The organism is Pseudonocardia pini, from assembly GCF_013870575.1.
Taxonomy (GTDB): domain Bacteria; phylum Actinomycetota; class Actinomycetes; order Mycobacteriales; family Pseudonocardiaceae; genus Pseudonocardia; species Pseudonocardia pini.
In genome coordinates, this window is record NZ_JACBXB010000292.1 from 1 (window position 1) to 6326 (window position 6326).

Sequence of the window (6326 nt, forward strand, 5' to 3'; positions counted from 1 at the left end):
GCGGGCCGAGGCGCTGGCGGCCCAGGAGGCGCTGCGGGCCATCCGGGCCGAGACCGCGACCGACGCCCCGTCGGCCGCCGGGGACGCGATGACCATCACCGAGCTGGCAGGCGCGCTCGGGGTCCGCGCGTCGACGCTCCGCTTCTGGGAGCAGGAGGGCCTCGTGACCCCCGAGCGCGTGGCGACGAGTGCGGGATCGGCGCGACGCTATCCCCTGCCCGCCATCCGGGAGGCTCGCATCACCGCGGCGCTGCGGGCCGCCGGGTACCGCATCCCCGAGGTCCGGCGCTCCCTCGCCGCCGTCCGCGAGTGGCAGGAGGTGGGCGATCCGCTCGAGGCGCTGGCCGCCCGGCTCGACGCCCTGGGACGCCGAACGCTCGCGCTGCTCCGCGCCGGGAGCGTCCTCGCCGCGATCATCGACCCGGCTCAGACGGGGAGCAGGCCCTCGACGACGTCCGCCAGCTGACCCGCGGTGCGGCACTCGTGCATCGGGATGGCCTCCGCGTAGCGCGTCGCGGCGGAGTCCCCCGTCCCCCACTGCCTGCGCGGCTCGGGGTTGAGCCAGTGCGCGTGCCGCGCCTGCGAGACGACCCGGCGCAGGACGGTGAGGTTCGGGTCCCGGTAGTTCGTGCGGGCGTCCCCGAGGATCAGCAGCGAGGTCTTCGACGTGATCGCCTCGCCCCAGTGCTCGGCGAAGCTGCCGAGCGCGTGGCCGTAGTCGCTGTGCCCGTCGAAGGCCGTGAGGTCGGCCTCGCGCAGCACCCGCTGCATCACACCCGAGAGCTCGGCACCCGGCTCGAAGAGGTGCGTGACCTCGTCCGTCTTCTCCACGAACGCGAACACCCGGACCTTGGAGAACTGCTCACGCAGCGCCTGGACCAGCAACAACGTGAAGTGGGAGAACCCGGCGACGGACCCCGAGACGTCGCACAGGATGACCAGCTCCGGCCGCCCCGGCCGCCGGGTCCGGTAGGCGGGCTTCATCGGGACGCCTCCGGTGGACATCGACCGGCGCAGGGTGCGGCGCATGTCGAGGGTGCCGCGCTTGGCGTGCTTGCGGCGCACCGCGAGCCGGCTCGCCAGCCTGCGCGCGAGCGGGTGCACGGTGCGCCGGAGCTGGGTGAGCTGCTCCGCGTAGGCGGACAGGAACTCGACCTGCTCGGCCTGCTTCGGCACGGCGGTCTTGGCCACCTGGTCGCGGCCGCGCTGCTCGGCGGAGCGGCGGCGCACCTCGTCCTGCACGAGCTTGCGGAACTGCGCGATGCGGTCCCGGATCTCGCGGCGGCGGACCTCGTCGGTGAAGTCGTCGTCCCCGTCCTGGCGCAGCCCGTCCATGATCTGGGCGAGGAGCGTCTCCGGGGACATCAGGCGCAGCGCCTGGTAGGCGGACCAGCTCGGCTGCCGGTTCGCACCCTGGACGCCCGTCCCGGCGGCGCCGGCGTTGCCGAGCGCGTCCACGGCGGCGCGGGCGAGCTCGCGGAGCTTCTCCTCGTCCCCGTTCTTCAGCAGCTCGGCGAGCAGCTCCCGCAGCGCGTCGACGTCGACGGGCCCGGGCTCGCCGTCCTCGCCTTCCACGCGGGGGACCTCGAAGCCGCCGGTGGCCGCGCCGAGCGCGGGCGGGAAGTAGAGGTCGAAGAGGGTGTCGAACACCGCGCGCTGCCCGGAGCGGCGCAGCAGCGCCGAGGCGAGGCCCTCGCGCAGCTCACGGCGGCGCAGCAGGTCCAGCGCCGCGACGACCTCCGCGGCGTCGACCGTCTCGCCCGGGCCGACCGAGACCCCGTGGGTCCGCAGCGCCCCGACGAACGCGACGAGATGGCCCGGCAGGCCGTGTTCCGGCACCTCGATGCCGTTGACCCCGCCCTTGACCGCGCCCATGTCCGTGCTCCCTCAGTTCAGCCGAAGCTCCGCGTTCGCCTTGACCTGGTCCGACTGGTGCTTCAGGACGACGCCCAGGGTGGTCCGGACGGCGTCGTCGTCGAGCGTGTCCATGCCCAGGGCCAGCAGGGTGCGGCCCCAGTCGATGGTCTCGGCGACCGAGGGGACCTTGCGCAGCTCCATCGCGCGCAGCACGCGCACCGTGCGGACCAGCGCGTCGACCAGTGCCCCGGGGAGCTCGGGGACCCTGCTGAGCACGATCCGGCGTTCGAGGTCCGCATCGGGGAAGTCGAGGTGCAGGAACAGGCAGCGGCGCTTGAGCGCCTCCGACAGCTCGCGCGTGGAGTTGGAGGTGAGCAGCGCGAAGGGCTTGCGGGTGGCGGTGACCGTGCCCATCTCGGGGATGGAGACCTGGTAGTCCGACAGGACCTCCAGGAGCAGGCCCTCGACCTCGACGTCCGCCTTGTCCATCTCGTCGATCAGCAGGACGGTGGGCTCGTCCCGGCGGATCGCGGTGAGCAACGGGCGCGGGAGCAGGAACTCCTCGGAGAAGACGTCGTCCCGGGTGGCGTCCCAGTCCTCGTTCCCCTGGCCCGCGGTGATCCGGAGCAGCTGCTTGGCGTGGTTCCACTCGTAGAGCGCCCGTGCCTCGTCGATCCCCTCGTAGCACTGGAGGCGGACGAGCCCGGAGCCGGTGGCGGCGGCGACCGCCTTGGCCAGCTCGGTCTTGCCGACGCCCGCGGGGCCCTCCACCAGGAGGGGCTTGCCGAGCCGGTCGGCGAGGTACACGGTCGTCGCGACGGCCGTCGACGCGAGGTAGCCGACGCCCGCCAGGCGCTCGGTGACCTCGTCGACCGAACCGAAGAGCGGTGACTGGGTGGCCTTCACACGTTCATCGTGCCTGGTGCACCCCGAATACGCCCAGTGGTAAACCGATCGGACGTTCAGTTTCCGGGTGAGTGGTGCGTCACATGGGGACGAGTCACGGGCGGGATCCGGGACTGTCGGGGGTGCAGGGGAGCATGGGTGCGTGACGACGACAGAGCCCGATCTCCGCTCCCGCGCCGAGGAGCTGCTGCAGACCCTCGCGGGTGAGGGTGCCCGGTTGCGGGAGGACCAGTGGACCGCGATCCACGCCCTGGTCGCCGAGCACCGGCGCGCGCTCGTCGTGCAGCGCACCGGCTGGGGCAAGTCCGCGGTGTACTTCCTGGCCACGGCCCTGCTGCGGGAGCAGGGCGCCGGGCCCACGGTGATCGTCTCGCCGCTGCTGGCGCTGATGCGCAACCAGATCGACGCGGCCACCCGGGCCGGGATCGTGGCCGTCACCGTCAACTCGGCGAACCTCGACGAGTGGGAGCAGACCTACGCCGACATCACGGCCGGCGAGGTGGACGTGCTGCTCGTGAGCCCGGAGCGGCTCAACAACCCGGACTTCCGGGACCGGGTGCTGCCGGAGCTGACCCGCACCGCCGGGATGCTCGTGGTGGACGAGGCGCACTGCGTGTCGGACTGGGGGCACGACTTCCGGCCGGACTACCGGCGGCTGCGGAACCTGATCGCCGAGCTGCCCGCCGGGATCCCGGTGCTCGCCACCACGGCCACGGCGAACGACCGCGTGGTCACCGACGTCACCGAACAGCTGGGCCTGCAGTCGGGCGAGCCGCTGGTGCTGCGCGGCTCGCTGGACCGGGCGTCGCTGCGGCTCTCGGTGGTGGACATCAAGTCCCCGGCCGAGCGGCTGGCGTGGCTGGCCTCGCGGCTGGACGAGCTGCCCGGCGCCGGGATCGTCTACACGCTCACGGTGCAGGCCGCGGAGGAGGTCGCCGAGTTCCTGCGCGAGCGCGGGCACGCCGTGCGCGCCTACACCGGGAAGACGGACGCGGAGGAGCGCCTCGACGCCGAGGCGGACCTGCTGGCGAACCGGGTGAAGGCCCTGGTGGCCACGTCCGCGCTCGGGATGGGGTTCGACAAGCCCGACCTGGGGTTCGTGCTGCATCTCGGGGCGCCGTCCTCGCCGGTGGCCTACTACCAGCAGATCGGGCGTGCCGGGCGTGCGCTGGAGCGCGCCGAGGTGGTGCTGCTGCCGGGGCAGGAGGACAGGGAGATCTGGGCGTACTTCGCCTCGCTCGCCTTCCCCGCCGAGCCGCTGGTCCGCCAGACCCTGGCCGCGCTGTCCGACCAGCCGCTGTCCACGGCGGCGCTGGAGACGCGGGTGGACCTCTCCCGCACCCGGCTGGAGATGCTGCTCAAGGTCCTGGACTCGGACGGCGCCGCCAAGCGCGTGAAGGGCGGCTGGATCGGCACCGGCGCCGAGTGGGTGTACGACCGGGAGCGACACCAGCGGATAGCCGCCGCCCGCAAGGCCGAGCAGCAGGCGATGCTGGGCTACCTGACGACCACCGAGTGCCGGCTGGTGTTCCTGCGCCGCCAACTGGACGACCCCGACCCCACCCCGTGCGGCCGGTGCGATGTCTGCAGTGACTCCGTCTGGTCGCCGGAGGTCTCCGCCGAGGCCGCCTCCGCCGCGGCGGAACGGCTCCGGAAGCCGGGTGTGGAGCTCGCACCGCGCAAGATGTGGCCCAGCGGCATGAAGGAGCTCGCCGTGCCCGTGTCCGGCCGGCTGAAGGCGGACGAGCTGGCGGAGCCCGGTCGGGCCGTCGGGCGGCTGTCGGACATCGGCTGGGGCACCCGGCTGCGCGAGCTGCTCACGGGCCCGGACCAGCCGGTCCCGAAGGACCTGCTCGACGCGGTGGTCCGCGTCCTCGCCGGGTGGGACTGGGCCGAACGCCCGGTCGGTGTGGTCGGGATCGGCTCCCGCACCCGGCCGGGGCAGCTGGAGCACCTGGCCCGGCGGATCTCCGAGATCGGGCGGCTCCCGCTGCTCGGCACGCTCGCCCCGGTCGGCGACCGGCCCGGGGCGCACGAGAACTCGGCGCAGCGGCTCGCGGCGGTGTGGTCGGGTCTCGGTGAGGCCCCCGACCTGTCCGGCGTGGGCGGTCCGGTCCTGCTGGTCGACGACGTCGTGGACTCCGGCTGGACCATGACGGTGGCGGCCCGCACGCTCCGCCGGGCCGGCGCCCCGGCCGTCCTCCCCCTCGCCCTGGCCCTCGCCGGCTGAGGCGCGTCATGGAGCCACACCTGTCGTCTGCGGGATCGGAGACGACAGGTGTGGGCTCCATAACGCACGGGGCGGTGGGCGTCGTGCGATGGGGGCTGCAGGCGGAATCACATCGGTGTACTACCTTCGCGCCGTTCCCCGTCGGATCCGCGGCACCCCGATGCCGCGAGAGGAAGGACGAGCCCCCGTGAGTGATCTCGAGACGATCCTGACCGACCCGGCCCGCCGCCCGGCCGTCGTCGCCGACCTGCAGGAGCTGGTCGGGCAGGAGGTGAAGGACAAGAGCGGGATGTCCGGCGCCGCGGTGAAGCTGGGCTTCCAGACCGTGACCAAGATCCGCCCGGGTGTCGTCCCGGCCGCGGTGGACCGGATGCTCCCCCAGTTCGCAGGCGCCCTGCAGCCCTTCTACGCCGAGTACAAGGCCAACCCGGCCGCCGACTTCGGCAGCTACCTCGTCAGCCGCGAGGGCGAGGCCGCCGACGCCCTGCTCGCCGTCACCGACCGGCGGGCCGAGGGCTCGTCGTCGGACGCGCTGAAGAAGGCCTACGCCAAGCTGCGCCCGAACGCGCAGAAGAACGTGGTGGAGGCCCTCCCCCGCCTCGGCAGCGTGATCGAGAAGCACGCGGGCTGACCGGGCCCGGGCGGCGACGGGGCCGCCCGGCCCTCGGGGTCAGGCCTCCGCGAGGGGCCCGCGGCCGACCGCCACGGCGGTCCAGGTCCACCGACAGGGTCCACCGCGCGTGCGGCTACCCTGCGGCTCGTGCCGACCGATCGCTTCCTGAAGGGCATGAACGCCGTGCACCGGGCCCTGCTGAAGGTGACCGGTGGGCGCGTGGGCTACGCGGCGGGCGACATGCCCGTCGTGGAGCTGACGACCGTCGGCCGCCGCACCGGCGAACCGCGGTCGGTCCTGCTCACCGCGCCGGTCACCGAGGCGGACACGCTGGTCGTCGTCGCCTCACGGGGTGGCGACGACCGGCACCCGGCCTGGTTCCTCAACCTGCGCGCCGAGCCCGCCGTCCGGGTCTCGGTCCGCGGCGGGCCCGAGCGGCCGATGCGCGCCGAGATCGTGGGGCCGGAGGAGCGCCCGGAGCTCTGGGCCCGGATCGCCGGTCGCTACCGCAACTACGCGGGCTACCAGAGGCGCACGGACCGCGAGATCCCCCTGGTGCGCCTCATCCCCACCTGACCCGGGTCAGGCCGGGGAGACGACGAGCCTGCTGAGCTCCTTCTCCACGACGACGCCGTCCCCCGGCAGGTCCGCACCGCTCGGCACGGCGAGGATCCGCAGGTCGGCGGCATGCGGACGGCCCGCCGCCGCCCACCCTCCGAG

The 6326-nt window shown here is 73.8% G+C and carries 6 protein-coding genes; 4 read left to right on the top strand and 2 right to left on the bottom strand.

Features of this window, described 5'->3' with window-relative positions; genetic code table 11:
- On the top strand, positions 1–466 hold a 466-nt coding region (locus H5J29_RS17220), incomplete at its 5' end, for a MerR family transcriptional regulator (protein WP_181781972.1).
- Here H5J29_RS17220 and H5J29_RS17225 read toward each other — a convergent pair.
- Positions 427–1875: a vWA domain-containing protein gene (locus H5J29_RS17225; RefSeq protein ID WP_181781973.1), complete on the bottom strand. Its 1449-nt coding sequence runs from the start codon at positions 1873–1875 to the stop codon at positions 427–429. The two genes, H5J29_RS17220 and H5J29_RS17225, sit on opposite strands and share 40 nt — an antisense overlap.
- 12 nt (positions 1876–1887) lie before the next feature.
- A complete protein-coding gene (locus H5J29_RS17230) occupies positions 1888–2763 on the bottom strand; it encodes an AAA family ATPase (RefSeq protein WP_181781974.1) in 876 nt (291 codons plus the stop codon).
- Positions 2764–2905: 142 nt separating this feature from the next.
- On the opposite strand from H5J29_RS17230, the gene H5J29_RS17235 reads away from it, so the two are divergent.
- The 3 genes from H5J29_RS17235 (at position 2906) to H5J29_RS17245 (ending at position 6182) form a co-directional block, all read left to right on the top strand.
- Complete coding sequence (locus H5J29_RS17235; RefSeq protein ID WP_181781975.1) at positions 2906–4993, top strand: RecQ family ATP-dependent DNA helicase; 2088 nt, start codon at positions 2906–2908, stop codon at positions 4991–4993.
- 187 nt (positions 4994–5180) lie between these two features.
- Positions 5181–5624, top strand: coding sequence for a DUF6918 family protein (locus H5J29_RS17240; RefSeq protein WP_312858277.1), 444 nt, complete (start codon positions 5181–5183; stop codon positions 5622–5624).
- 129 nt (positions 5625–5753) lie between these two features.
- Complete coding sequence (locus H5J29_RS17245) at positions 5754–6182, top strand: nitroreductase/quinone reductase family protein (RefSeq protein ID WP_181781976.1); 429 nt, start codon at positions 5754–5756, stop codon at positions 6180–6182.
- Positions 6183–6326: the final 144 nt, after the last annotated feature.